This window comes from Streptomyces albiflavescens, from assembly GCF_014645835.1.
GTDB lineage: Bacteria > Actinomycetota > Actinomycetes > Streptomycetales > Streptomycetaceae > Streptomyces > Streptomyces albiflavescens.
The window spans coordinates 446,537-471,213 of record NZ_BMMM01000004.1; the positions used below are offsets into that span (position 1 = coordinate 446,537).

21 protein-coding genes are annotated in these 24,677 nt (G+C 69.3%); 10 read left to right on the forward strand and 11 right to left on the reverse strand.

Annotated elements, in window-relative coordinates; translation table 11 throughout:
* The first annotated feature begins 70 nt into the window (after window positions 1–70).
* Window positions 71–919, forward strand: a complete 849-nt coding sequence (locus IEY95_RS14390; RefSeq protein WP_189186369.1) for an oxidoreductase — start codon at window positions 71–73, stop codon at window positions 917–919.
* A 43-nt stretch (window positions 920–962) separates the two neighbouring features.
* Window positions 963–1,883, forward strand: coding sequence for a helix-turn-helix domain-containing protein (locus IEY95_RS14395; RefSeq protein WP_229702922.1), 921 nt, complete (start codon window positions 963–965; stop codon window positions 1,881–1,883).
* A gap of 139 nt (window positions 1,884–2,022) precedes the next feature.
* Here the strand turns inward: IEY95_RS14395 and IEY95_RS14400 are convergent, their stop codons facing one another.
* From IEY95_RS14400 to IEY95_RS14420, 5 genes are all read right to left on the reverse strand, one after another.
* On the reverse strand, window positions 2,023–3,204 hold the full coding sequence (locus IEY95_RS14400; protein WP_229702925.1) for an amidohydrolase family protein: 1,182 nt from the start codon (window positions 3,202–3,204) through the stop codon (window positions 2,023–2,025).
* Window positions 3,205–3,590: 386 nt separating this feature from the next.
* Window positions 3,591–4,808 carry an acyl-CoA dehydrogenase family protein gene (locus IEY95_RS14405; protein WP_189186371.1) on the reverse strand — a complete coding sequence of 406 codons (1,218 nt, stop codon included), beginning with the start codon at window positions 4,806–4,808 and terminating at the stop codon, window positions 3,591–3,593.
* A gap of 209 nt (window positions 4,809–5,017) precedes the next feature.
* A complete protein-coding gene (locus IEY95_RS14410; protein ID WP_189186372.1) occupies window positions 5,018–5,665 on the reverse strand; it encodes an alpha/beta hydrolase in 648 nt (215 codons plus the stop codon).
* 173 nt (window positions 5,666–5,838) lie between these two features.
* Window positions 5,839–6,246: an RNA polymerase sigma factor gene (locus IEY95_RS50630; RefSeq protein WP_189186517.1), complete on the reverse strand. Its 408-nt coding sequence runs from the start codon at window positions 6,244–6,246 to the stop codon at window positions 5,839–5,841.
* A gap of 150 nt (window positions 6,247–6,396) precedes the next feature.
* The gene (locus IEY95_RS14420; RefSeq protein WP_189186373.1) at window positions 6,397–7,503 is read right to left on the reverse strand and encodes a low temperature requirement protein A; all 1,107 of its coding nucleotides are present in this window, start codon (window positions 7,501–7,503) and stop codon (window positions 6,397–6,399) included.
* A gap of 886 nt (window positions 7,504–8,389) precedes the next feature.
* On the opposite strand from IEY95_RS14420, the gene IEY95_RS14425 reads away from it, so the two are divergent.
* From IEY95_RS14425 to IEY95_RS14435, 3 genes are read left to right on the forward strand one after another with little or no spacing between them, the layout of a single operon-like run.
* Window positions 8,390–8,908 carry a (2Fe-2S)-binding protein gene (locus IEY95_RS14425; RefSeq protein WP_189186374.1) on the forward strand — a complete coding sequence of 173 codons (519 nt, stop codon included), beginning with the start codon at window positions 8,390–8,392 and terminating at the stop codon, window positions 8,906–8,908.
* Between the two features lie 2 nt (window positions 8,909–8,910).
* A complete protein-coding gene (locus tag IEY95_RS14430; protein WP_189186375.1) occupies window positions 8,911–9,900 on the forward strand; it encodes an FAD binding domain-containing protein in 990 nt (329 codons plus the stop codon).
* Window positions 9,897–12,107 carry a xanthine dehydrogenase family protein molybdopterin-binding subunit gene (locus IEY95_RS14435; protein ID WP_189186376.1) on the forward strand — a complete coding sequence of 737 codons (2,211 nt, stop codon included), beginning with the start codon at window positions 9,897–9,899 and terminating at the stop codon, window positions 12,105–12,107. The genes IEY95_RS14430 and IEY95_RS14435 overlap by 4 nt, the downstream gene beginning before the upstream one ends.
* A 32-nt stretch (window positions 12,108–12,139) precedes the next feature.
* Here IEY95_RS14435 and IEY95_RS14440 read toward each other — a convergent pair whose 3' ends face one another.
* On the reverse strand, window positions 12,140–13,093 hold the full coding sequence (locus tag IEY95_RS14440; RefSeq protein ID WP_189186377.1) for an AraC family transcriptional regulator: 954 nt from the start codon (window positions 13,091–13,093) through the stop codon (window positions 12,140–12,142).
* A 162-nt stretch (window positions 13,094–13,255) separates the two neighbouring features.
* On the opposite strand from IEY95_RS14440, the gene IEY95_RS14445 reads away from it, so the two are divergent.
* On the forward strand, window positions 13,256–14,209 hold the full coding sequence (locus IEY95_RS14445; protein WP_229702927.1) for an SDR family NAD(P)-dependent oxidoreductase: 954 nt from the start codon (window positions 13,256–13,258) through the stop codon (window positions 14,207–14,209).
* Window positions 14,210–14,226: 17 nt separating this feature from the next.
* On the opposite strand, the gene IEY95_RS14450 is transcribed toward IEY95_RS14445, so the two are convergent.
* The 3 genes from IEY95_RS14450 to IEY95_RS14460 form a co-directional block, all read right to left on the reverse strand.
* The gene (locus IEY95_RS14450) at window positions 14,227–14,865 is read right to left on the reverse strand and encodes a TetR/AcrR family transcriptional regulator (protein ID WP_189186378.1); all 639 of its coding nucleotides are present in this window, start codon (window positions 14,863–14,865) and stop codon (window positions 14,227–14,229) included.
* Between the two features lie 362 nt (window positions 14,866–15,227).
* Window positions 15,228–16,934: an IclR family transcriptional regulator domain-containing protein gene (locus tag IEY95_RS14455; protein ID WP_189186379.1), complete on the reverse strand. Its 1,707-nt coding sequence runs from the start codon at window positions 16,932–16,934 to the stop codon at window positions 15,228–15,230.
* Window positions 16,935–17,071: 137 nt separating this feature from the next.
* A complete protein-coding gene (locus IEY95_RS14460; RefSeq protein WP_189186380.1) occupies window positions 17,072–18,349 on the reverse strand; it encodes a M6 family metalloprotease domain-containing protein in 1,278 nt (425 codons plus the stop codon).
* A gap of 327 nt (window positions 18,350–18,676) precedes the next feature.
* Here IEY95_RS14460 and IEY95_RS14465 point away from each other — a divergent pair, with 327 nt between their 5' ends.
* On the forward strand, window positions 18,677–19,321 hold the full coding sequence (locus IEY95_RS14465) for a TetR/AcrR family transcriptional regulator (protein WP_189186381.1): 645 nt from the start codon (window positions 18,677–18,679) through the stop codon (window positions 19,319–19,321).
* Between the two features lie 142 nt (window positions 19,322–19,463).
* Window positions 19,464–21,011: an MFS transporter gene (locus tag IEY95_RS14470; protein WP_189186382.1), complete on the forward strand. Its 1,548-nt coding sequence runs from the start codon at window positions 19,464–19,466 to the stop codon at window positions 21,009–21,011.
* Between the two features lie 371 nt (window positions 21,012–21,382).
* Here IEY95_RS14470 and IEY95_RS14475 read toward each other — a convergent pair whose 3' ends face one another.
* Window positions 21,383–21,886: a MarR family winged helix-turn-helix transcriptional regulator gene (locus tag IEY95_RS14475; RefSeq protein WP_189186383.1), complete on the reverse strand. Its 504-nt coding sequence runs from the start codon at window positions 21,884–21,886 to the stop codon at window positions 21,383–21,385.
* 157 nt (window positions 21,887–22,043) lie between these two features.
* On the opposite strand from IEY95_RS14475, the gene IEY95_RS14480 reads away from it, so the two are divergent.
* A complete protein-coding gene (locus IEY95_RS14480) occupies window positions 22,044–22,811 on the forward strand; it encodes a dioxygenase family protein (RefSeq protein WP_189186519.1) in 768 nt (255 codons plus the stop codon).
* A 44-nt stretch (window positions 22,812–22,855) separates the two neighbouring features.
* Here the strand turns inward: IEY95_RS14480 and IEY95_RS14485 are convergent, their stop codons facing one another.
* Window positions 22,856–23,383, reverse strand: a complete 528-nt coding sequence (locus IEY95_RS14485; RefSeq protein ID WP_189186384.1) for a GNAT family N-acetyltransferase — start codon at window positions 23,381–23,383, stop codon at window positions 22,856–22,858.
* A gap of 169 nt (window positions 23,384–23,552) precedes the next feature.
* Here IEY95_RS14485 and IEY95_RS14490 point away from each other — a divergent pair, with 169 nt between their 5' ends.
* Window positions 23,553–24,551, forward strand: a complete 999-nt coding sequence (locus tag IEY95_RS14490) for a sigma-70 family RNA polymerase sigma factor (protein WP_189186385.1) — start codon at window positions 23,553–23,555, stop codon at window positions 24,549–24,551.
* Window positions 24,552–24,677 lie beyond the last annotated feature (126 nt).

A 24,677-nucleotide genomic window follows, 5' to 3' on the forward strand; every position in this document is an offset into this window, starting at 1 on the left:
CGCAGCGCATACGAAAATTCGCTGCATCTGGCCTGATTTTTCTAACATCGAACAAATGAGAGGTAGTGGCATGACCACTTGGTTCATCACTGGTGCGTCCCGCGGTTTCGGCCTGGAGATCGCACGCCAGGCACTGGAGCGGGGCGACAAGGTCGTGGCGACGGCCCGCAAGCCTGAGCAGGTACGGGACGCGCTCTCCCCGTACGAGGACAGCCTGCTCGCTGTCGCCCTCGACGTCACCGACGAGGCGCAGGCCCGCGAAGCCGTAGAGGCGGCCGTCGAGAAGTTCGGGACGATCGACGTCCTGGTCAACAACGCGGGCCGCGGCGTGCTGGGGGCGGTGGAGGAGACCTCCGACGCGGCGTTCCGCTCGGTCTACGACACCAACGTCTTCGGTCTGGCCAACGTCACCCGCGCCGTGCTGCCGGTCATGCGCCGGCAGCGGTCGGGCCACGTTCTCAACCTGAGCTCCATCGGAGGCTTCGCGAGCGCGGCGGGCTTCGGCGTCTACTGCTCCACCAAGTTCGCCGTGGAGGGCCTCTCCGAGGCCATGCGCACCGAACTGGCGCCGCTGGGGATCCACGTCACGATCGTGGAGCCGGGATACTTCCGCACCGACTTCCTCGACGCCACCAGCCTGCACACGGAGGGCCGGCTCATCTCCGACTACGCCGACACCGCCGGCGCCGTGCGTCAGGCCGTCCCCGGACTCAACCGTGCCCAGCCCGGTGACCCCGTCAAGGGAGCCACGGCCATCCTCGCCCTCGCCGACGCCGCCAACCCGCCGCTGCGCGCCCAGCTCGGCAGCGACTGCGCCGCGGCCATGGATCGTAAGATCGCTCAGCTTCGCGAGGAGACCGACACCTGGCGGGAACTGGCCCTGTCCACCGATCACGACGACGTGACGGTCAGCATCTGACCCGCCGTATGACGCGCAGGGGTCGAACGAGAAGGAGACTGCCGTGACAGAACTCGGTGAATTCCTGCGCGCATGCCGCGCCCGGGTCACTGCGGAGCAGATGGGGCTGCCCACGAGCGGGCACCGCCGAGTGCCAGGACTGCGGCGTGAGGAACTCGCGTCGCTGGCGGGCGTCAGCGTGGACTACATCGTGAGGCTGGAACAAGGCCGCGTGAAGTCGGCTTCGCCCGCCATCCTCACGGCCCTGGCCAGGGCGCTTGAGCTGCGCCCCGACGAGGAGGAGTACCTGCTGCGGTGCGCGGCGGAGGCGGGCATCTCCGGCCCGGCGAAGCCGGCCGCACCGAGAAACCAGCAGGTCTCGCAGGCGACACAGGTCCTTCTGGACAGCATGGTGAACGTCCCGGCGCTCGTGCTCGGCCGTCGCATGGACATCCTGGCGTGGAACAGCCTGAGCGCCGCGCTGTTCACCGACTACTCCAGGCTGCCGGCCAAGCGGCGCAACCACATATGGCTCACCTTCCTCGACCCCGAGGTCCGTGGGCTGTATGCGAACTGGGAGAGAGTCGCCCAGGAGTGTGTGGCCTATCTCCGTATGGATGCCGGCCGCTACCCGAACGATCCCGAGCTCGCGCGGCTCGTCGGGGAACTCTCCTTGAAGGACCCCGACTTCCGCCGATGGTGGTCCGACCACAGAGTGCGGTCCCAGCGGCCTGGCCGCAAGGAGTTCGTCCACGCGGTCGCCGGGGAACTGAGCCTGGACTTCCAGGTGCTGGATGTGCGGGGCTCCGCGGACCAGAGCCTGCTCGTCTACACGGCGGAACCGCACTCGCCGAGCGCACAGGCCCTGACCTTCCTGGCGGGCTGGGCTGCCACCGAACTCCCCGCCCGGTCGACGGAGCCGGCAGGACCGCCCCGCCGTCCTGAGGAAGCACCTGCGGCGAGAGAATCCAAGGACGGGGCGTAGCGCATCAGCGGGGGGACCCTGGGCCCGCACCTGGTCGGGGAGCAGAGAGTGCGACTCTCTGCTCCCCGACCTTCGTATGGGTGCAACCCGCATCACAGGGGGGCGAAGAGCAGTGCGGCGAGGGGGCCAACTCCTTTCCCTACGGCTCGACCTGCAGCATGTGAACCGCCGCCGCGGCCACCGCCCGCTGGGCGGCGACGCGGTCGACGCGCAGGGGCTCCCCGTCGGCGACCACCTGTTCGCCGGCGACCCAGACGTCGCGCACTGCTCGGGAACCTGCGGCCCACACCAGATTGGCGAGCAACTGCTCGTCGGGGACATCGAGTCCCGCGGCGAAATGCGGTCCGTCCACGCCGATGTGAATCATGTCGGCCCACGTGCCGGGGCTGAGCGTGCCGATGTCCTGGCGCCCCACCGCGGCGGCTCCGCCGCGAGTCGCCATCAGCAGCGCGTCCTTGGCGGTCAGGGCGAAGGGATCCCCGGTCGTCGCGCGGGCCAGCATCATGGCGAGCCGCATTTCCTCCCACAGGTCGAGGTCGTCGTTGCTTGCCGGACCGTCCGTGCCCAGGCCCACTGCGACGGAGCCCGCCCGCAGGGCGGTGAGCCCGGCGATGCCTGAGGCGAGCTTGGCGTTGGATCCGGGGCAGTGGGCGACTCCGGCACCGTGGTCGGCGAGAAGCCGGACGTCGTGGTCGGAGAGATGGACGGCGTGAGCCGCCAGCAGGCGCCCGTCCAGGAGTCCGACCTCAGCGAGCAGTTGGGGGACGGATCCGTGTGCGGCGCGCTGGTTCTGGTCCTCCGCCGGGGACTCGGCGACGTGGATGTGTACGAGGGCTCCCCGGGCGGCGGCCGACTCGGCCGTGGCCCGCAGGGCCTCCGCAGGGAGGGTGTAGGCGGAGTGCGGGCCGTAGCACAACTCGACACGGCCGCCGGGACCGAACCTCAGGCCGTCCTCGTCTATCCACTTGTCGATCGCGGTCAGGGCACTTTGCCATCCTGCACCGGGCAGATCGAAATAGGCGGGGGCGAGGAGTATGCGGCTGCCTGCGGTGAGTGCCGCGTTCACCACCGACTCGCCGTGCAGGTACATCTCGGCACTGGTCGTGATTCCGTGCTGAAGCATCTCGACACAGCCGAGCAGCATGCCCGCGTAGGCGTCCGCCGGACGCATGCGGGCTTCCGCGGGCCAGATGACGTCGTTCAGCCAGGACAGCAGCGGGAGGTCTCCGCCCGCGCCGCGCAGGGGTGTCATGGCGCTGTGCGCGTGTGCGTTGACGAGGCCGGGCATCAGTATTCCGGAGAGCCGAGTCACGGGCGTCATGTCGGCCGGGGGTGCGTCGGCACGAGGCCCGCAATACGTGATGTGCCCGTCGTCCTGTAAGTCGACGACACCGTCTCGGACTACCGAGCATCGCGCATCCGCGGGCAGAACGACGGGGGCATGGAAACGGCGTGCGCGTTGCATGATCACTCCACTGGATCTGGTCCGCCCCGTCTGCACAGCTGGGCTTGGTGGAGGAGACGGGGGCGTTCGAGGCACGCCCGAGCACCGGCAGGGATCGTCACTTCCAGTGGGGCCCGCAGGTCGGCCGGGCGGGAAGGTCGTCGGGTGGTGGATGCCGTACAGGCATCCCGAAGAACCGAACGGAAGGGGCACACCGTACGGAGTGCTGCGAGGTCGCCGTACGGTGTGCCCGCGGTTCGGGTTCAGAGCATCAGGCTCACGCGCTCGCTGATGCCGAGGAGGGCCTTGCCGTAGACCTCAAGGCCGACCGCCGGGACCAGGCCGGCGTGGCGCGCCGCGACGTTGGCGTCACGCCAGATGCGCTGGAGAGGGGCGGCGTCGGCGAACGAGGACGCGCCGTGCACGTTCAGGAGCGTGCTGATCGCGTCGAGTACCTGCTGTGCGGCGAAGCCGGCCCGGGCCCTGACGTGCGTACGCGCGGCATAGTCCAGGGGACCGCCGGAGGCGGCGGCCTGATCGACCTCGTCGACGGCTCGGTAGGTGTGCAGGCGGGCCGTCTCCAGCTTCAGCGCAGCCTCGGCCAGCTGTATCTGGACGCCCACCGAGTCGGCCTGCCGGCTGTGGACGGTGAACGACAACGGCTTCTGCCCGGCTCCCTTCACCACCACGTCCAGTGCCGCCTTCCCCAGTCCGAGCAGGGGTCCGACCAGGCACAGCAGCAGCATCGGCCCGAATGTCGAGGCGTACAGCGCCTCGTCCCGGGACGCGCGGGGGTAGGCCCCCTCCGCGGCCGCGGGAACCGACAGCACACGGTGCTCGGGAACGAACACGTCCTGCCCGATCAGGGTGTTGCTGGCGGTCGCTTTCATGCCCGCGGTGTGCCACGTGTCCTCGACGGTCAGCTCGGAGGCGGGGACCAGGACGAGTGCCTGGTCCACCACTGCTCCGCTGTCGTCCTTAAGCAGTGCACCGACCGCGGCCCAAGTCGCATAGGGCGCACCGGAGTTGTACGACCATTTGCCGCTGACGCGCCAGCCGCCCGGCACCCGCTCCCCCATGCCCATCGGCGCCGCTACACCGGTCACGCGCGCATCCGGATCGGCACCGAAGACCTCCTCCTGGGCCTTGTCCGGGAAGAGGCACGCCAGCCAGTTGGTCACCGCGATGATCGACCCGACCCAGGCCGCCGAACCGTCGCCTTCCCCGAGGGCCTCGGATACTTCGGTCAAGGTCCGCAGGTCGGTCTCACAACCGCCGTACCGCCGGGGGGTCAGCAGCCGGAAGACGCCCGCCTCGGCCAGGGCGTCGACGACCTCCACCGGCACGACGCGATCCGACTCGCCGCGCGCCGCCTGGTCCCGCAGCAGCGGCTGCAGAGCGACGGCCCGCGCCACCAGCTCGGCCCTGATGCCTTCCCTGGACAACGCACCGGCGTCGTCCTGGCGGCTGTTGGTGTTCACGGATGTTCTCCTTTTGTGTGGTTATCTGCTGGGCAGGGCCGCCCTTCCTTGCACGCCTGTCCAGGGCATGCGCGGACGCGACAGCCGGACGCTGCCCGGTGATCAAACTGGGGTGGTGCTGGTGTGAGGCCGAGGCCGAGGCCGAGGTCGAGGCCGGTCTCAGGCCAGGTCGAGGCCGGGCTCAGGCCGGGTCGAGGTCGAGGCCGGGCTCAGCCCAGGTCGAGTGCGACCTTCGCCAGGAGAGCCGCGAGTTCCGCCGGCTTCGACAGGAACGGCGAGTGGTCGCCCGCGATCCGGTGGACCGCGCCGGACCTTTCCGCCAGTACTTGCTGGGCTTGTGCAGGCAGTGCCTGGTCGCCCTCGCAGATGATGTACGTCGACGGGACGGTGTGCCACGCCGCCTTGGTCAGGACGTCCCAGAAGGACTTCGTGCTCTGCGGCACCAGCCGCTTGGCGGCCTCCTCGGCCTCGGACCGAGGCGCGTCACCGTAGAACATCGCGATCGGATCGTTCGGCATGGGCTCGAAATCGCCCGGCTCCGGCGGAACAGGCGCGCCGGCGAAGCCCAGGAGGCTCTCACCGACATCGAGTTGAAATGCCGTCAGATAGACGATGCGCGACACGTTCCCCGCCTCGGCGGCAGCCTGGCTGACCGGTATGCCTCCGTAGGAATGGGCGACAACCACCACTGGGCCGTCGATGAGCTCCAGCTCCCCGAGTACCGCCTGCGCGTCGTCATGCATGCCGGCCCGCCCGCCGGCGCTCGGCAGATCGATCGCCCGAGTCCGCCACCCGTCGGCCTCCAGCACCGCCGTCAGTTTCTCCCAGCACCACGCGCCGTGCCATGCCCCATGCACCAGGAGCAGAGTCGGACGGGAAACCCCACCAGTCACGAAAAGTCCACTTTCAAATCGGTCAGAAGAGCCAGGCGCTCAGCGGCCCTCATGGAAGACCCTAAAGGCGATCGGACATACTGTCCAACGTGATGTGCATATCGAGTTCGCCGAACTGCCAGGACGAGCGCTGACTACTACGCGCGCCTGCAACAGGGGCAGTTGGGCAGCCTTCTGCCACCAGGTGGCCGCGTCACCTGGCCGAGCTCGCCACACCGGCCGCGGGCTCTGCTCCTCCGATTACGCCGAGCGACATGAACTCGTCGTCGTGGAGTGGACCGCAGGAGGCCCGTCTCCGGAGCGGTTCCGAAAGCGGGCCGGGTGGTCGGCTTTGTCATCTGCTCGGGATCTCGCCTCGACCCGGCTGTCGGCATGCTTGCCCGACCTGTTCCGGCAGAGGAGGCGCGGCGCGCGAGCTCCTCCTCGGCCAGGCCTCGCAACTGCCGAGCCCGTGACAGCCGGGAACGTACGGTGCTCACCGGCACGCCCAGGGCCTCGGCCGCGTCCGCACAGGTCAGCCCTGACCAGACGCCGGCACGTGGCATCCCTGTGCCGTCGGTCACAACAACCCGTGTGGTGCCGACGGCTTGCCTTCACGCCGTCCGCTCTCGCGCGAGGCCACTTCGGCCCGCCCGTGAGCACATCCCGTCGCGGCGCTCCTGACGGTGAAGCCTGTCGTCGACGCAGTCGATGTGTCAGCCGGATTCAGAGTGCTCAAGAAGACTCGGTCCCCTTGACGCCAGGCGGTGGTCCACTGTGGCGATGGCCGTCAGGACGACCGCAACCATCGTCATGCCGATCCAGCCGGTGATGGACGCTGTCGCCCCCAGCGGCACCGCGCACATCGCCCCGATCAGGCGGTCGGCGATACGTCCGCTTCCGAGCAGGCCTCGGTAGATCGCGTGGCCCACGAGGAACACCGCTGTGCCGCAGCCCAGCCACCACCGGTTTGCGTGCCCGTCGAAGTGGTGGATGGCGTCGCTGATCCCGGCCGCGACCAGGATGATGCCGGTGAGCATCACCAGGTGCGCGCTGGTGAACGCGTAGTAGGCGAGTGTTTGGCGACGGTCCTCGGTGGCCTTCTCGAACTCCTCGTCGGCTCGCTCTTCGTCCCCGTCGAAGTACACCCACCACAGGCCCGAGGCCACGGCGATCCCCAGCGCCACGCCCAGCGCCAAGGGGGCATTCACCGCGTGGGTGGTCGATCCCTGGGCGCCGATTCCGATGGCGACCACCGACTCTCCCAGTACGACCAGCAGGAGCAGCGCATGCCGCTCCACGAAGTGATGTGGTTCGAGGACGAAGCCGCGAATGCGACCCAGCAAGGGCGAGAGGTAGAGGACCGGCACAGCGGTGGCCCAGCACACCCAGCCCCATGCTTCCGGAAGGTGCGGGGCGACGAGTATGAGGACGCCGGCAGCGGCGTTGAACGGCATGTTGCGACGAATGGCCTGCCGCGCCGACGGGGCATCGGTCGTCAGATAGACCAGACCATGGATGGCAACGACGGCCAGATACGCCGAGGGGAAGGCCCAGCCCTCGGGCGTGAAGGCGTACGGCACGTCCAGCCCCATGATGAAGAAGCCCGTCATCGCAAGCGTCAGCAGCAGGCGCACCTGCACCGCGTCAGGCCTCACCGCGTTGGTGAGCCATCCGAACCCGCTGAACATCCACCACACGATGACCATCGGGAACAGCCCCTTGAGGAGGCCCACCCACCCAGGATGGGTTCCCACCGTGTGGGTGACCTGAGTGACGAAGAAGACGAACACCAAGTCGAAGAAGAGTTCGGCCGACGTCACACGGCCCTGGGTTCTCTCTGAAATCCACAGCTGTCTGGGAACGAGAGAGATCCGGTTCCGTTCGGTTCGTCTCACGAGCGGTTCGCTTTCCCTCATCGGTACGAGCGGACAGCCGTCCGCCGAGGCACTCGGTGGCGGATCCTGCGATCGAAGGGGGTTGCAGAACGCCACAGCGCGCCTGACCCTGCTCGCCGTGGCTGAGGTCGGGGCTCCTGGCAGTTGGCGGCCCCAGATTAACGGATCGTTTCTGCGTGGGACCGGTGTGCCGACCGGTGCCCCGAACGGCGGACCGGCGACCCGGCAGCACGAGGCGTCTGAGTCACCGTCCCAGCCCCGCTCCCGGCCGAGTCGGCAGCGCCGGAGGGCGTCCACTGATCGTCGGCGGTGAGGCCGTCGGAGCGGTCGGTATCCCCGAAGGATCGGTGGCGTGCCGGCGGGTGTGGAGCGGATACTCAAGGAGAGCGAGGCGGCGGCGTGGATACGCACGGTGTGGCGGCGGCCAGAGGTCGTCGATCATCGGCCTTGCCTCGCGCTGATGAGGATGTGGTGGGAATGCGTTCGGCATGCACGACAGCGTCCTGCCGCCCGTACGCACTCGCATCCATGGTGTCCCTGACGGGATGCCCCTGATACGGGGCGCTGCATCCGCTGTCGGTCTCGGCCGGTCCCGACGGGTACTGGATTTTCTTGTACGCCGAGCGAGGAAATAGCGAAACGGGTTTCACGTGCATGGATGCACAGCAACCATTTTCCCGCAACGACATACTTGCCACAGCAAGGCGGATCGCAACTATTCCTGAGACGCGACATCTGATGCAGGGCCGGAATTGAAGAATTTCCCTTGTCCAGGCAGGAGCCCCTCCGGAGAAATCAGAATTGAGGCGCCATGAAGCATGTGGAATCCGAGGCACGGCCGGCCGGACAGGCGCGACCGGAAGTACCCCAGGTCGATGTCACCCTCAACGTGAACGGCACGCTCCACCGACTCCGGCTCGATACGCGGGTCACGCTGCTCGACGCGCTGCGTGACCATCTGGGCCTGACCGGGGCGAAGAAGGGGTGTGACCAGGGCGCGTGCGGGGCCTGCACGGTCATGGTCGACGGCAGGCGCGTGGTGTCGTGTCTCGCGCTGGCCGCCCAGTACGAGGGGCACGAGATCACCACCGTGGAGTCCCTGTCGGTCGACGGCGAGTTGCATCCCGTACAGGCAGCCTTCGCCCGGCATGACGCCTTCCAGTGCGGTTACTGCACGCCAGGGCAGATCATGTCCGCGATCTGTCTCATCGCCGAGGGACGTGCGAACTCGGAGGAAGAGATCCGCGAGTTCATGAGCGGCAACATCTGCCGCTGCGGCGCCTACCCGAACATTCGCGCGGCAATTCGCGAAGTGACAGCGGAAGGCTGACCATGCACCCCTTCGAGTATGCCCGGGCCACCGACGCCGACCAGGCCGTGGCCGTGGTCACCGCTGATCCGCACGCGTCGTTCCTCGCCGGCGGCACCACGCAGCTGGACCTCATGAAGGACGGGGTTCTCCACCCCGAACGGCTCATCGACATCACCCGCCTGCCCCTCGGCGGCATCACGCACACCGACTCGGCGATCCAGGTCGGCGCGCTCACGACCATGGAGGAGCTCGCCGCCGATCCGGTCGTCGGAGAGCGGCTGCCGTTCGTCCGGGAGGCCCTTCTGCTCGGTGCCTCGACCCAGCTGCGCAACATGGCCACCATCGGCGGCAACCTGCTGCAGCGAGCCCGGTGCCGCTACTTCAGAGACCCCACCGTCCCCGCCTGCAACAAGCGCAACCCCGGCTCGGGGTGCGCCGCCATCACGGGAATCCAGCGGATGCATGCCATCCTCGGCACCAGCGACCACTGCATCGCCCTGCACGCCTCGGACGTCGCGGTACCGCTGACAGCACTCGACGCGATCGTCCACATCCAGAGCATGGATGGTTCACGGCCGATTCCCCTGACCCAGTTCTACCTGCCGCCGGGCGACACGCCCCACATCGAGAATGTGCTGCGGCACGGTGAGTTGATCACCGCGGTCGAGATCCCGCTGCTTCCGGAAGGAGCACGGTCCCACTACCTCAAGGTCCGTGACCGTGTCTCGTACGAGTTCGCGCTGACCTCGGCCGGCGTGGCTCTCGTGATCGAAGAGGGCGTCATTCAGGAGGCGCGCGTGGCGCTGGGCGGGGTGGGCACCATCCCTTGGCGCGCCTGGGACGCGGAGGACATCCTGCAGGGGGCACACGCGAACTCCGACTCCTTCCGCAGCGCGGCGGAGGCGGCCGTCGAGGGCGCCAGGCCGCTGCCCGGAACCGCGTTCAAGGTGGAGCTGGCCAAGCGCACTCTGGTGCGCACTCTCGAGACCGTTGCAGGAGCGCTGTCATGACGACTCTCGAAGCCGGCAAGATCGTCGGTGCGGGCCTTGACCGCGTGGACGCTCCGCTGAAGGTGACCGGAACGGCCCAGTACCCCAACGACTTCTCCTTCCCCGGTATGGCGCACGCCGCCCTGGTGCGCAGCACCATCGCCGCCGGACGCATCCACAGCATCGATGTCACCGAGGCCCTGGCAGCGCCCGGTGTGCTGACCGTCATCACACATCTGACCGCGCCCAAGCTGGAACGTGGCCCGATGACCCTGCTGGGCGGATCGCCTGCGGCTCCGCTGCAGGACGATCGCATCCTGCACTACGGTCAGCACGTCGCGGTCGTGGTGGCCGAGAGCGCGGAGGAGGCCCGGCACGCCGCGAGTCTGGTACGCGTCCAGTACGAAGCGGCCGAGGCCCTGCTCGACGTGGACGATCCTCGGGCCGAGATCGTCGTCAACCCCTGGGGACTGGACACCGAGCGCGGTGACGTCGCGGCCGGGTTCGCCCAGGCGGACGTTGTCGTCGAGGGGACCTTCACCACCCCCGACAACACCAACAACCCACTTGGCCTCATGTCCACCGTCGCGTACTGGCACGGCGATTCGCTCACGGTGCACGACTCCACCCAGTGGCCGCACAATGTGCGCACCTCGCTCGCCACGGTCTTCGGGATCCCGGAGAGCGGCATCCGGGTCTTGGCCCCGTTCGTCGGGGGCGGCTTCGGCGCCGGACTGCGGATGTGGCCGCACGTGATCCTCACCGTGCTGGCGGCCCGCGAGGTCAACCGCCCGGTCAAGCTGGTACTGACCCGGCCCGAGATGTTCACCTCCGTGGGGCACCGGCCCAACAGCGTCCAGCAGATCAAGATCGGCGCCACCCGCGACGGGGACCTCGTCGCCATTGAGCATCACGGCATCTCATCCGTCGCGATGGAGGACGACGACTACGAACCGGTCTCCGTCTGTTCCGCCGTCTCCTACGCCTGCCCCAACGTCCTGACCCGCGACCGGCAGGCGCGCCTGAACATCCCCTGCCCGGGCTCCATGCGCGCGCCGGCCGAAGGCCAGGGCAACTTCGCCCTGGAGTCCGCGATCGACGAAGTCGCCTACGCCGTGGGCCTGGACCCCCTCGAGTTCCGCCTGCGCAACTATGCGGAACAGCACCCGATCCTCAACCTTCCCTGGTCGAGCAAGGCACTGCGGGAGTGCTATCTCGAAGGCGCCGAGCGGTTCGGCTGGTCGCGGCGCACGCCGGAGCCGGGCTCGATGCGGGACGGCCGCGGGCTCGTCGGCTACGGCCTGGCGGGCGTCTCCTACCCCTTCTACCAGGTACCGTGCCAGGCCCGCGCCTCCGTGCGCCGCGACGGCTCGGCGTATGTGCGCAGCGCCGCCACCGACATCGGAACCGGCACCTACACGGTCATGACCCAACTGGCGGCGGAGCTTCTGGGGCTCGACGTCACCCGGGTGCGTTTCGACCTCGGCGACTCCGACATGCCGTACGCACCCCAGGCCGGCGGATCCGGCCTCACCGGGGCCCTCGGCAACGCGGTCCACACCGCCTGCCGGCGCCTGGTGCGGGAATTCCTCGACGTGGTGCGCGACGACGCGCAATCCCCGCTGCGCGGAGCCGCCGACGATGATGTGACGGTCACCGACGGACGCATCCACCGCGTCGGTGATCCGGTGCAGGGAGAGTCCTACGTCGACATCCTGGCCCGCCACGGCCTGGAAGAACTCAGCGCCGACGGCAGAAGTACGCCGCCTCGGAGCGATGACCTGGGGATGGCCATGGCGGGCGCCTTCGGTGCGAAGTTCGTCGAAGTGCGCATCGATCCCGATCTGGGTCTGCTGCGGGTGGCACGCGTGGTCTCCGCCATCGACGGCGGCCGCATCCTCAACGAGAAGACGGCCACCAGCCAGATCGTCGGCGGCACGGTCGGCGGTATCAGCCAGGCGATGTTCGAGGAGACGGCCACCGACCAGGGCACCGGGCGCATCGCCAACGCCACCTTCGGCGACTACCTCATGCCGGTGAACGCCGACGTTCGCGACATGGACGTGATCTTTGTCGGCGGACCCGACCGGGCAACCGCCGTCGGAACGAAGGGAGTCGGCGAAATCGGGCTGGTCGGCCTGGCCGCGGCCATCGGCAACGCCGTCCACCACGCCACAGGACGCCGCATCCGCTCCCTGCCCATCACCATCGACCAGCTCATGCTCTGACATCCGGCGCTGGGTGACTTTCGCAGCGCGGATCACTCTGTTCGGTTGTGGTCGGGGGGTACGGCTGTGGCAGACGATTCCCGGCTTTGTTTGCGGTAGTGGTGGGGCGACACCTCCATGACCCGCTTGAACGCCGTACTGAGGGCGCTTTCGGAGCCGTATCCGACGTCACGGGCGATGGACGCCACCGTGGCGCTGCCCTCACGCAGCTGTTTGGACGCGAGCTCCAGCCGCCATGCGGTGAGGTACTCCAGCGGTCCCTGACCGACCGCGCTCTTGAAGCGTGCGGCAAGCGTGGAACGGGAAACGGCTCCGGACCGTGCCAGCTCCGCCACGGTCCAGGGACGTGCCGGCTCCTCGTGCATGCGCGCCAGGGCCGCCGCCACCACGGGATCGGCCAGGCCCGCCAGCCAGCCCGAAACGGTGCGAGCCTCGCGTACCAGATGCAGTCGCAGTATGTGGACGAGCATGACGACCGCGAGGTGCTCGGCCACGAGCGTCGATCCCATCCGCCGGTGCAGCAGCTCCTGGTCGATCGCCGTGAGCGCCCACCGCACGGTCTCCGCCTGCCCGGTTGCGGCAGGGACGAGGACGACCGGGGGAAGCGCGTCGAGCAGCAGCTCCTGGGCCCGGAGGCCGAAGGAGAAGCGGCCGCCCATCAGGAACACGTCCTCGCCACAGCCCACCCGTGCGACTCCGTCCTCGGCCTTCGCGAAAACGGGACCCGCGTCGACCGGGACCACCCCTGGGCCGCTGCGCAGAGTGAAGCCGCGCGGCCGGGTGAGGAGGTAGCAGTCACCTTCCGACAGCGTGACGGGCTCATCCACGCCGTCGACCTCCAGCAGGCAGCTGCCGCGCCGGACGGCGTTGAACTTCACGCCCGACGGCGCCGCGAACCGCACGGCCCACTCTCCTCCTGCCAGCAGCCTCGTGGACAGATGGCTCCGGGTCTCCAGCAAGGCCAGTACGTCCTCCAGGGGATCCACGAGCCCTCCCTTTCGGACAGTGGTCGGCTCACCGCTCCGGCTTGGACGATGAATAAAGAATGATGGACTCTCAATTATAGGTCGTCCGGAATTCCGACTCTAGAGTCGGCCTACGCAGCGCCCTCTCGACCGGAAAGGCCCTTGGTGAACACCGGCTCCCGTTTGATCACTCCTTACGACTTCGACGCCACCGCCACGGAGGTGATCGACGGCGTAGACCTCACAGGCCGCCGCGTCGTCGTCACAGGGGGCTCCGGCCTCGGTGCCGAGACCGTCAGGGCCCTGGCCGCCGCCGGCGCCGAGGTCACGGTCGCCACGCGCCGCCCTGAACTCGCCGAGCCGCTCGTCCGTGAACTCGCCGACGTCCCCGCCGCGGGCCTCGTGCGGGCCGCAGCGCTGGACCTGGCGGACCTGTCGTCGGTGGACGCTTTCGCGCGGGCCTGGCGCGGGCCGCTCGACATCCTCGTGGCCAACGCGGGGATCATGGCGCTTCCGGAGCGGACCGTCACCGACGCGGGCTGGGAGATGCAGCTCGCCACGAACTTCCTCGGGCACTTCGCCCTGGCCGGCGCCCTGCATGGCGCGCTGCATGAGGCGGGCTCGGCCCGCATCGTGGTCGTCAGCTCCGGCGCCCACCGCTGGGCGTCCTTCGACTTCGACGACCCGCACTTCGAGCGACGTCCCTACGACCCGTGGGCCGCCTACGGGCAGTCCAAGACCGCCGACGTCCTGTTCGCCGTGGGCGCCCGCCGCTGGGCGGTCGACGGCATCACCGCCAATGCGCTCAGCCCCGGGTTCATCCTCACCAACATCCAGCGCCATCTCGACGACGACACATTGCGCGCGTTCGGCGTGATGGACGAGGACGGGAACCTCACCCCGCTGCCGCACTACAAGACTCCTGCGCAGGGTGCCGCGACGTCCGTGCTGCTCGCCGCGTCGCCGCTGCTGGATGGCGTGACCGGACGGTACTTCGAGGACAACCAGGAGGCGGAGGTCGCACGGGCAGACGCGGAAGGAGGCGGCGTCGCAGCCCATGCTCTCGACCTGGCAGCGGCGGACAGACTCTGGGAGTACGCCGAAGACACCGTCCGTGCCTGGTCGAAGGCACAGTAGACGCCCTCCGATCCCGGCTAGCCGGCACTCGCTCCGGGGGAGCGGCGGTACACGCCGTACCAGTAGCCCGTTGCCAGCTCGCGCGCGACCGCGGCGTCGTCCCTGTCGCTGCCGGAGAGCTGCTGGGCGATGACCTGACCGCCTCCCTGGACGATGATCCTCGCGGCGAGCTCGGCGTCGATGTCCGCGGGTGTACGGCCGGCCCGCTGCTCCTCCTTCAGCACCGCGACCGTGTTGCAGATGAAACGGTCTTGATCCGCCGTCCATGACTCCCGGACCGCCGGGTCGTACGTGGCGACTTCGTTGATCGCCGAGAGCAGAGACGCGTGCTTGCGGTAATGCTCCAGGATGAGCTCGTAGGTACGGGCCAGGCCGTCGAGCCCCCCGTCGGGGCCGTAGGGCCGCCAGGCCTGCGCTATCACGAAGCCCTCCGTTTTGAGGGAGCCGCTCAGCCGCAGCAGCACATCCACCTTGTCGCGGAAGTACAGGTAGAAGGTGGAACGCGAGATGCCCGCGGCGTGGGCGATCTGCTCCACGCTCAGCTCGGTGTAGCTCGCACCATCGCGCAGCAGCTCCTCGATCACGGACAGGATCCGCTTTTCGAGTGCGGACCGTCGGCCTGCCGCGCTGGAGGGTCGTCGAGTGGTGGAAGCCATGGGGGCATTTTAGAGAACCGGCAAAACGCCGAAGGGCCGGGATCCCCGCGCGGGGCCGGTCCGGCAGGACTCAGACCGGTTTGGCGCGCGGCCGTGTCCGCCTGCGGCACATGCACTGCAGGATGACGACTTCGTTGACGGGGCGCCTCGCTGGTGGCCGTGGCGATGACGTGGGCGACCAGGGGTGAGGCCGCCTGGTCGACCTCGGCGGTCGGGAGGCCCGCTGCACCGGCACGCCCCCGCCCCTGAATGAAGGGGCGGTCTCAGGGCTTCCAGGCCCTCGGAGGCCACGAGTCGGAGGACCTTCGCCGGGGCGGTAGGGCGTTCAGCCGGGCGCTGCCCATCAGCCGATGGGTACGTCGTCAGCTGACGGGTACGCGCCTGAAGCGGCCCGCGACCCGCAGATCGGCCTCGATGCGGCCGGCCGCGGCATGGAGTTCGGGCAGCACGTCGCTGACGCACTCCTCGGGGGTGCGGCGGCTGCTGTGCATGGCGACGTTCACCGCGGCGACGACGCGCCCGCCGCGCTCGCGCACCGGTACGGCGACGGACCGCAGCCCCTCCTCCAACTCCTCGTCGACCAGGGCGTATCCGGTATCTCGTACGCGGTCCAGTTCGGCTCTGAGCCGCTCCGGGGCGGTGATGGTGCGCGGGGTCCGCGGGAGCAGTTCGGGCAGCCGGGCCTCCGGCAGGCCGGCCAGCAGCACGCGGCCCAGCGAGGTCGCGTACGCGGGCAGCCGTGAGCCGACGGCGATGTTGACGCTCATGATGCGGCTGGTGGAGACACGGGCCGTGTACTGGATCTCGTCGCCGGTCAGGATCGCGAGCGACACCGATTCGTGCAGCCGCTGTGAGAGTTCGGTGAGGTGCGGGGCCGCGATCTCGGAGAGCGAGGTCCGCGACAGCGGAGGGAAGCCGAGGCCCAGGACGCGCGGTGTGAGCCGGAAGACGCGGTCGTGCGGGGTGACGTATCCGAGGTGTTCCAGGGTGATCAGGGCGCGGCGCGCCGTCGCGCGCGCGAGCCCGGTGGCCTGGGCGACCTCCGTGAGGGTCAGTTCGGCGCGGCCCTCGCCGAAGGCGGTGATCACGGTCAGCCCGCGGGCCAGCGACTCGACGAACTCCCGCCCCAGCTCCTGCTTGGAGGCGCCGGTCCAGGTGGCGAGCCCGGACGCGGCATCCGGTGCGGCGGGCGGCGCCTGCCGCAACTCCCGCTCCATCGCCGCCACGGCCGTCCTCAGCCGCGGGAGCAGGGTGTCCCGCAGGTCGGCCGCGGTGTGCCGGCTGGTGTGACTCACCACGCTCACCACACACGCGACCCGCCCCGCCTCCCGTACGGGCAGGGCCACGGCGACGAGCCCCGGCTCGATCAACTGGTCGTCCAGCGCCCACCCGGACTCCCGGGCCTCGGCTGCACGCTGCTCGAAGTCGTCCCCGACGGTGGGGAGTCGGGCAGGTGCGGCGTCTGCCGCGTCCTCGGCTTCGTACGGCCGACTGCGAGCCGGTACGGCGGGAAAGCCGCGGTCCTCCGGGTCGGCCGCCCGGCGTTCGCGCCAGCGCGTCCACTCCTCTTCGCCCCATTCGGCGGCGAACAGCGGTCCCGGCGCGGTGCGTTCGGCGGGCAGCAGGTCGCCGATGCGGAAGCTCAGGGACATGGCGCGGCGCCGGGTCGCCTGGTGGATGAAGCGGATCCCGTCCCGGTCGCCGACGGCCAGGGACACCGACTCGTCCAGTTCGTCGGCGAGCGCGTCGGCGTGCGCGTCCAGGAGGCGGGGGAGCCGCAGGGCCGCGAGGTAGGCGTTGCCGAGTTCCATCAGACGGGGGGCCAGTACGGCGTCCCGGCCGTCGAGGCGTACGTACCCCATGCGCGCGAGGGTCGCCGTGATCCGGTCGACGGTGGAACGCGCGAGCCCGGTCGCCCGTTCGAGTCCGCTCAGGCTGGACACCCCGTCGGCCTCGGTCAGCCGCCGCAGTACGGCGATACCGCGGACGAGCGGGGTGACGGCCTCGGCGGGCACCGCGGTCCCGGGTCCGGTCCCAGCCCCGGGGGCCGGCACGACATTCGATGGCATGGGCTCTCCGTTGCGGCTCTCAGAAGAGACACCGTAGTGCGTGCCCGGCACCCGTGCCCGGCCACTCCAGCAGGTCAGCGGCGGTCGGCAGCGGTTGGTGGAGGCCGGCGGCGGTCGGCGGACACACCCGCGGGCCCTCAGCGCCGCGTCACGGACACCCGGTAGTTCCCCGCGTGGTCCACCTCGGCGACATGGACCGTGACGCCCGTCTTGGGGTCCTTGAAGGTCTCGCCCGCCTCGAAGGGCGCGTCGGAGAGTTCCGCGTGCACGTTGGGGGAGCGGGTGCAGCCGCCGCTGTCCTGCTGGGAGTCGTACACGGTGATGGGGCCGTTCCCGGTGTCGACATCCGCGTCGACCTTGTAGATGAGGATGCCGGGACGGCAGACCGCCTCGTCGTTGCCCCCGCGGGTGCGCAGTTCGAGGGCGTACCCGGTCTTGGTGCTGGTGGGAACGAAGACGAGCTTGTTGCCGCCGGGCCGGGCCAGCGGGGTGAGCGTGTACTCGGTGGTGCCGGGGGCGGCGGCGCAGCGGACCTGGGAGTCGTCGAGCCAGCCGAGCTTCCACTTGTGCCAGCCCAGCAGATCGTTGCCGGCCCCCCAGTCCTCGCTCATGATGTCCCAGTGGCCGACCGCGCCCCCGCCGTCCTGGGTGTAGAGGTCGGGCAGGCCGAAGGTGTGACTGTTCTCGTGCGGGAGCACCCGGTAGCCGGTGTCGGCGTAGGAGCCGGAGCCGTCGTCCTGGCGGCTGTAGACGAAGGACGCGTTGGAGACCGGGACGCCGTCGGCGACCGGCGCCTCCGTGTTGCCGGCGAAGGTCACGGACAGCACGGTGTCCAGCGCGGAGGGCCCGGCGTTCGGCGTCACCAGGACGTTCAGGATGTCGTACGCGTGGAAGTCCACGGTGGGGTCGGCCGCGGCCACTATGTCCTGCACCAGATCGCGGTAGCCGGGGTCGAAGGGCGCGCCGCGCTGTATGTCGTAGGCCTTGAAGGGCTTGGGCATCCGCAGCCAGTGCTTGATGGGTGTCGCGGGGCGGTAGTCGAGGCGGCCGTACGACGCTGTGCGGAACCATCGCTGGGTCTTCGGGAAGAACTCGTCGTAGCGGTCGAGCGCGCTGCCCTTTCCGGGCGCGTCGGAGAAGTCGACCATCAGGGTGAGGGCACGGACGATGCCGGTGGAACGGGAGTAGCCGGCCCCGGTGGGGATGCCTTCCCCCATCTGTACGCCCATGGAGCCACTGATCATGCAGGGGCCGAGCGCCGTGGAATGCGCCAGCGCGATGGAGCCCGCCGCCGTGGAGCCCGCCGTGAGGTGCCCGGTGCCGGCGGAGGTGGAGACCGCCAGCGTCAGAACGGTCACCGTGGCGAGCGCTGCCACGCGGCGCGGGCGTATCCGACGGCGGCTGGTCGGCTGCATGCGGGGGTCCTTCGCTCCACGGCAGCCACCGATCTCCGGCTGCACCCTTGCGATCACCCTGTGTCGACGGCGGGGCGGGCGCGCGCTGGAGGAGCCCGATCGTGGGTTTCTCGGCGGGAGGGCCCGTTGGAGGCCCTCCGGAGGACCGGACGGACATGTGATGCGGGTCACAGGAAAGAATCCGGTGGGTGGGAAATAACCGGGGATCGTTTCCCCGTTTAGCCATACGTCCGCGCGAAACGGGGAGCGAATCCCCGGATCGCATCACAGCCTTCGAGCACCGGCCTCACAGCCGTCACGCATCGCAGGGAAGACGAGGAGTACGCCGTGGAAACCGCCACCCCCGTGCAGCGTCGAGTGGTACGGCCGCGCGCCGATGCCCTGCGCAACCGGGAGCGGATCGTCGCCGCGGCCCGCGAGATGTTCGTCGAGTTCGGCCCCGAGGTGCCGTTCGACGAGATCGCCCGCCGGGCCGGGGTCGGCAACGCCACGGTGTACCGCAACTTCCCTGACCGTGACGCGTTGGCGCGGGAGGTCGTCTGCTCGGTCATGGACCGCACGTCGGAGTGGGCCGAGGAGGCGATCGCCGGGGGTGGCGACGCCTTCGAGGCGCTGGGCGGCTTTGTGCACTTCTCCGCCGACGAGCGGATCGGCGCCCTGTGCCCGATGCTCTCCGAGGCCTTCGACCAGAACCACCCCGATCTGGTGGCCGCGCGCGACCGGATCACCGACCTGGTCGAGCAGCTGATGGCCCGCGCCCGCGAGGCCGGACAGCTGCGCCCCGACGTCGAGTTCGGCGACCTGATAGTCGCCGTCAGCCAGCTCACCCGGCCGCTGCCCGGCACCGCGTGCCAGGGCTTCGACCGCTTCGTGCACCGTCATCTGCAGCTGTTCCTGGACGGTCTGCGGGCCCCGGCCCGTTCCGAACTGCCCGGAGTGGCCGCCACCGTGGAGGAGATGAGACGGGCGTGACCGACCACGCCGTCCACCTGACCGATTAGTTCAGCGCGCAGCACCAGTCAGAACTGGCACAAAGCTTCCGGCCGTCGACGACGACGAGCCGTCCCTCTCTCGCATCCTTTTTTCGCTACGAAGTACCGAAGTGGGTATCCCCATGTCTGAAACAGCCAAGGCCACCGCGAAAGCGGCAGAGGCCGACGCCCATTCCAACCGCTGGAAAGCGCTCACCTTCATCGCGCTGGCCCAGCTGATGGTCGTCCTCGACGCGACCATCGTGAATATCGCGCTCCCCTCCGCCCAGCAGGACCTGGGGATTTCGGACGGCAACCGCCAGTGGGTCGTCACGGCCTATGCCCTGGCCTTCGGTGGTCTGCTGCTCTTCGGCGGCCGGATCGCCGACCTGTGGGGCCGCAAGCGCACCTTTGTCGCCGGTCTGATCGGCTTCGCCGGCGCGTCCGCGATCGGCGGCGCGGCCACGAACGAGGCGATGATGTTCGGCGCCCGCGCCCTGCAGGGTGCGTTCGGCGCGCTGCTCGCGCCCGCCGCGCTCTCGCTGCTCGCCGTGATGTTCACGGAGCCCAAGGAGCGCGCCAAGGCGTTCGGCATCTACGGCGCGATCGCCGGTGGTGGCGGCGCCGTGGGCTTCATCCTCGGCGGTGTCCTCACCGAGTACCTCGACTGGCGCTGGACGTTCTTCGTGAACATCCCGTTCGCGATCATCGCGGCCGCGGGCGCGTACTTCGTCATCCGTGAGCCGGCCGGCGGCCGCAACCGCTCGCCGCTCGACATACCGGGTGTCGTCCTGTCCACCCTCGGTCTGGTCTCCCTCGTCTACGGCTTCACCCGCGCCGAGTCCGACGGCTGGGGCGACTCCGTGACGGTCGGCCTGTTCATCGCCTCGGCCGTCCTGCTCGCGGCGTTCATCCTCACCGAGTCCAAGGTCAAGGCCCCGCTGCTGCCGCTGCGCGTCATCACCGAGCGCAACCGCGGAGGCGTCTACCTCTCCCTCGGCCTCGCGATCATCGCGATGTTCGGTCTGTTCCTCTTCCTGACGTACTACCTGCAGATCGTGAAGGGCTACTCGCCGGTCAAGACCGGCTTCGCCTTCCTGCCGATGATCGGCGGCATGATGGTGGGCTCCACGCAGATCGGCACCCGCCTGATGACCCGGGTCGCTCCGCGTCTGCTCATGGCTCCGGGCTTCGTGGTCGCCGCGGTCGGCATGCTGCTCCTCACCCAGCTGGAGATCGGCTCCTCGTACGCCGGTGTGATCCTGCCGTCGATGGTGCTGCTCGGCCTCGGCATGGGTACGGCGTTCATGCCCGCCATGTCGCTGGCCACGCTGGGCGTCGAGCCGCGTGACGCCGGTGTCGCCTCCGCGATGGTGAACACCTCGCAGCAGGTGGGCGGCGCGATCGGCACGGCCCTGCTGAACACGATCGCCGCCTCGGCGACCACCTCGTACATCAAGGACCACATCGCCGGTGCCGCGTCCAAGTCCCAGCAGCAGCTGGTCCAGCTGGAGGGCCAGGTGCACGGCTACACCAACGCGATCTGGTTCGCCGTCGGCATCCTCGTGGTCGCCGCGACGGTCGCCGCGACCTTCATCAACACCGGCCGCCCGGACGTCACTTCGGCCTCCGATGCCGGTGCGGGCGACGGTATCGAGGACGAGGTGAAGGTGCCCGTGATCGCCCACTGATCACCCGTACCGCCGACACTTCGGGCACTTCGCGTACGGACGCGGGGTGGGGACGCCTCGTCCGTACGAACCCCAGGGTCCGCCCCGGCTCCGCACTCGACGGAGCCGGGGCGGACCCGCGTCCGGGTTCCCGTCCGACGGCGCTGCCGGAACTCCCCGCGCCGCCGACACGATCGGCCGCCGCCGGCATGATCGGCCGGAGGGCCCTAGGGGGTTTCTGATGGATCTCCGTGGAAGAAGGAGCGGCGTTCGGTGCGTGCTCTCGGTGTGCCGGGCGGAAGTCCTCGTAGCGGAGCTACTAGGGCTTTTGTCCGGTGCGGCGAGAGTGCGTGCCGGGCGTCGCGACGCCGCGGAGATCCATCAGAAGCCCCCTAGCGCAGCCAGGGCAGGTCCGCGCCCGCGTCCTTCGGCTGGAGTCCCTCGGCGATGACACGCATGGCCTCGCCGAAGGCCTTCTGCTGTTCCGCGGTGAGCCGGTCGAACAGGGCCTGGCGTACGGCGGCCACATGGCCCGGTGCGGTGCGGCCCAGCACCTCGTGGCCCTCCTCGGTGAGGACCGCGAACTGGCCCCGCTTGTCGGAGGGGCAGTCCTCGCGCCGCACCCATCCGTTCTTCTCCAGACGCGCGATCGCATGGGAGAGCCGGGATCGGGTGATCTTCGCGTTCATGGCCAGCTCGGTCATCCGCAGCCGTCTGCGTGGTGCTTCGGCGAGCTGGACGAGCAGACCGTAGTAGATGTGCGGCATGCCCGCGTCACGCTGGAGCTGGCGGTCGAGGTGGTCCTCCAGGAGGGTGGTGGCGTGCATGTACGCACGCCAGATGCGCTGTTCCTCGTCGGTGAGCCAGCGCGGCTCTTCAGCGGATGCCGTGTTCATGTACACCACTGTACGAGCCTCTTCTTGAATGTTAAACAAAAGCGCGCTAGGATCCACCATGGAGCTTTAGAGTTCAAGTACAAGTGCCGGGTCATCGAACCCTCCGGAGGGAGCCGCCATGTCCGCCGCCATCGAGGAGCGTGCCTCGCAGGAGCGCATGCCTGCCCTCTATCTGAGCCACGGTGCCCCGCCGCTCGCCGACGACCCGATCTGGCCCGGCCAGCTCGCCGCCTGGTCCGCGAGCCTGCCGCGCCCCAAGGCGATCCTCATGGTCTCCGCGCACTGGGAGGAGGCCCCGCTCGCCCTCGGCGCGGTGCGGACCGTGCCGCTCGTGTACGACTTCTGGGGCTTCCCCGAGCACTACTACCAGGTGACATACGAAGCTCCCGGCGCGCCCGAACTCGCAGATTCCGTAAGGAAGTTGCTGCGCGCGCCCGGTATGCCGGTGCAGGACATCCCGGACCGCGGGCTCGACCACGGCGCGTACGTCCCGCTGGTCGAGATGTTCCCCGAGGCCGACATCCCGGTCCTGCAGATCTCCATGCCGACCCTCGACCCGGTCCGCCTCTTCGAGATCGGCCGCACGCTGGCGCCGCTGCGCGACGAGGGCGTACTGATCGTCGGCTCCGGCTTCTTCACCCACAATCTCGCGGCCCTGCGCCATGCCGGCGGGGGAGTGCCGTCCTGGTCGAGCGAGTTCGACGACTGGGGCCACCGCGCCCTGGACGCCGGTGACGTGGACGCGCTGCTCGACTTCGAGCGCAAGTCCCCGGCGGGCCGTCTCGCCCACCCGCGCACCGAGCACTTCGCCCCCCTCTTCGTGACCATGGGCGCGGCGGACGCGGCCGGTGGGCCGGCCGGGCAGAAGTCCGTGATCGACGGCTTCTGGATGGGGATGGCGAAGCGGTCGGTGCAGTTCGGCTGACTCGAGCCCGGCGGGGTCGAGGGGAGTTCCTTCTCGTACGGGGTCTAGGAGAGTTCCTTCTCGTACCAGGCCACATCCCAGTAGCGGCCGAATTTGCGGCCCACCTCGCGGTACGTGCCGACGTGGCGGAACCCGAAGCGTTCGTGCAGCCGCACGGACGCTTCGTTCGTCTCGGGCTGGGCGATGCCGGCATAGGCGCGGTGCAGGTCCTCGTCGGCGAGTGCTTCGAAGAGGGCCTTGTAGAGACGGGTGCCGACACCACGGCCACCGGCGTCCGGGGCGAGATAGATGGTGACCTCCACGGAGGTGTCGTACGCGGGCTTCACACGGAAGGCGCTGGATGTGGCGTACCCAAGAATCGTCTGTGAATCCCCGTCCGTGGCAACCATCAGACGGTGCGGTCCGTCTTCAGGGTGGGAGAGCAGCCACGAGCGACGCTCTTTCGGCGTGAAGACCGCGGTATCGAAGGTGATGGGCGTCTCGCGTACGTAGTGGTTGTAGATGTCCGTGAGGGCGTCGAGATCGCTCTCGATTCCTGGCCTGACCTGCACCTCTGTACGTTCCGACGGCATCCGTCCTCCTCTGTGGCCGGACAGGGTACTGCATGATCAGAAAAATCGAGGGGCGGCTTGGGAATTCTGTCCGGATTCCAGTCGTTGTTTCCTTCGGATGCCGGGCACCCAGGGAGGGTGAGCCCGAAGTCCAGGACCACCCGCAAGCCACCATCGCAAGGGAGCACGCATGGCAACCCGTGCCGTCGCCCGTCGTCAGTCCGCCACCGGCGAGACCGCCGACGCGGCACGCAGTGTTCGCGTCGTAGGCGGCGAGATCGCCGACCGCGACCTGGTCGGCATGTACCTCGACGAGATCGCGCGTACGCCACTGCTCGACGCCGCCAAGGAAGTCGAGCTGTCCCAGATCATCGAGGCGGGTGTGTTCGCGCGGCAGATCCTCGACGGTGAGGAAGAGGCCCGGGCGGACGCGTCCCGCGAGGAGCTCGAGGCGCTGGTCGCCGAGAGCGAGCGGGCGAAGGACATCTTCATCCGCTCGAACCTGCGGCTGGTCGTGGCTGTCGCGCGGCGCTACCCGCGCAGCGGCCTGCCCCTGCTCGACCTGATCCAGGAGGGGAACGCGGGCCTGGTCCGCGCGGTCGAGAAGTTCGACTACCGCAAGGGTTTCAAGTTCTCGACGTACGCGACGTGGTGGATCCGCCAGGCCATCACCCGCTCCATCGCCGACCAGTCGCGCACGATCCGCCTCCCCGTCCACCTGGTCGAGGAGCTGGGCCGGATCCGGCGCGTGCAGCGCGAGTTCAACCGTGAGCACGGGCGCGAGCCGGAGCACGCGGAGATCGCCACCGAGCTGGGTTCGACGCCGGAGCGCGTGAGTGACGTCCTGGACTGGGCCCGCGACCCGGTCTCGCTGAACATGGCGGTGGACGACGAGGGCGAGACCCAGTTCGGCGACCTGCTGGAGGACACCTCCGCGGTATCGCCCGAGCAGTCCGTCATGACCCTCCTGCGCAGCGAGGAGCTGGACGGCCTGATCGGCCGCCTCGACCAGCGCACGGCCTCCATCATCAAGATGCGGTACGGCATCGAGGACGGCCGGGAGCGCACGCTCACGGAGGTCGGCAAGGAACACGGTCTCACCCGCGAGCGGATCCGTCAGATCGAGAAGCACGCGCTTCTGGAGCTGAAGAAGCTGGCCCGCGACACGGGGTTCGACGCGGCGGCGTAAGGCTCGTACGGGTCCGCCCCGCGCGGACCGTACGGACCCGCGGGCCACGGTGGCCACAAGTCGACCAGACATGGCCATGTAAACCCGCTTCAACCTGCTGGGCTCTGGGCACAAGACTTCAGAGCC

Coding starts and splice junctions, on each gene's coding strand:
- IEY95_RS14390 (WP_189186369.1), top strand. CDS start 71: ATGACCACTTGGTTCATCACTGGTGCGTCCCGCGGTTTCGGCCTGGAG.
- IEY95_RS14400 (WP_229702925.1), bottom strand. CDS start 3,204: ATGACGCCCGTGACTCGGCTCTCCGGAATACTGATGCCCGGCCTCGTC.
- IEY95_RS50630 (WP_189186517.1), bottom strand. CDS start 6,246: ATGCCACGTGCCGGCGTCTGGTCAGGGCTGACCTGTGCGGACGCGGCC.
- IEY95_RS14425 (WP_189186374.1), top strand. CDS start 8,390: ATGAAGCATGTGGAATCCGAGGCACGGCCGGCCGGACAGGCGCGACCG.
- IEY95_RS14430 (WP_189186375.1), top strand. CDS start 8,911: ATGCACCCCTTCGAGTATGCCCGGGCCACCGACGCCGACCAGGCCGTG.
- IEY95_RS14435 (WP_189186376.1), top strand. CDS start 9,897: ATGACGACTCTCGAAGCCGGCAAGATCGTCGGTGCGGGCCTTGACCGC.
- IEY95_RS14450 (WP_189186378.1), bottom strand. CDS start 14,865: ATGGCTTCCACCACTCGACGACCCTCCAGCGCGGCAGGCCGACGGTCC.
- IEY95_RS14455 (WP_189186379.1), bottom strand. CDS start 16,934: ATGCCATCGAATGTCGTGCCGGCCCCCGGGGCTGGGACCGGACCCGGG.
- IEY95_RS14460 (WP_189186380.1), bottom strand. CDS start 18,349: ATGCAGCCGACCAGCCGCCGTCGGATACGCCCGCGCCGCGTGGCAGCG.
- IEY95_RS14470 (WP_189186382.1), top strand. CDS start 19,464: ATGTCTGAAACAGCCAAGGCCACCGCGAAAGCGGCAGAGGCCGACGCC.
- IEY95_RS14475 (WP_189186383.1), bottom strand. CDS start 21,886: ATGAACACGGCATCCGCTGAAGAGCCGCGCTGGCTCACCGACGAGGAA.
- IEY95_RS14480 (WP_189186519.1), top strand. CDS start 22,044: ATGCCTGCCCTCTATCTGAGCCACGGTGCCCCGCCGCTCGCCGACGAC.
- IEY95_RS14485 (WP_189186384.1), bottom strand. CDS start 23,383: ATGCCGTCGGAACGTACAGAGGTGCAGGTCAGGCCAGGAATCGAGAGC.
- IEY95_RS14490 (WP_189186385.1), top strand. CDS start 23,553: ATGGCAACCCGTGCCGTCGCCCGTCGTCAGTCCGCCACCGGCGAGACC.